Annotated in this window: 1 pseudogene; it reads left to right on the plus strand. The window is 70.7% G+C overall.

Annotated features, from left to right (window positions below):
- Positions 1-590: 590 nt before the first annotated feature.
- Positions 591-944: pseudogene (locus tag AE652_RS40090) on the plus strand (hypothetical protein); the annotation flags it as partial.

Genomic DNA, 944 nt, shown 5'->3' on the forward strand with positions numbered 1-944 from the left:
AGGTTCCTCTCGACAGCCCCGGGCGGGCATGCGGAACCAGACCCCGGGAAGGGCCGTGATCACTCGCTGCGTCCGTCGGGCGGCCGGGCACGTGTCGGACGTGCCGCTTGCCGCCCCGGCCACCCAGCCGCTCGCCGACGACGTGTTCGAGCGATCGCGTCGGCGGGCACCTGCCACGCCCGGCGGACCGGGGGGCTGTGCGTCGGGGGTGAACCCGGGTGGCGCTCGTTGCGCCGTCCAAGAAGCTACGAGCCGATCAACGGGGAATCCAAAACTTCGACGGTCTGCCCAGCTCAGCCAAGGGTTACCGGCGGTAACGACCATGCAATCATGCCCGAATTGTCCGCTTTAACCGTCGATTCCTAGATCAAACATCCGGACTCCGTGACTCACCTCACTGTTTGATTCCGGCAGTCCCGGCACCGACATCGACAGATTGCGACCACGAGAACACGCGGTGCGGTCGGATCCGAGGCAATTCACGTCAGCCTCCGGGGGCACCCGTGACGCCTGACACAAGGGCCCGTTGGGCATGGCGACCTCTCCGTGTCCGCCCCAGCACCCCATCCACACCCATCCGAGGAGACCCTGTGCCGCGCATGCTCGACGTCAGCGACGAGGTCCGGTCCGAGATCGGCGACGACGAAGCCGACCGCCTGCTAGGTGGCGACCGCGCCCCCGACGGCTACGAGTGCACCTCCTGCCGGACCCCCGGCGACACGCACGTGGAGCCCACCAGCACCGTGCTGTTCGTCGGCGACGAGACCGCCGTCCTCGCCTTCGCGCACGCCCGCTGCATCCCCTCCCAGGTCGTCCCGGTCTCCGAGGAGCAGCTGGCGGGCGCCGTCCGCAGCATCAGCCAGACCCAGCCCGGCGGCCCGGACCTCGCCGTCCCCGCCGCCGTGCCGAGCGCCCCCGCGCCGGCCCCGGCCGCGCCCGTCGGC

The organism is Kitasatospora sp. MY 5-36, from assembly GCF_001182915.1.
Lineage (GTDB): Bacteria > Actinomycetota > Actinomycetes > Streptomycetales > Streptomycetaceae > Kitasatospora.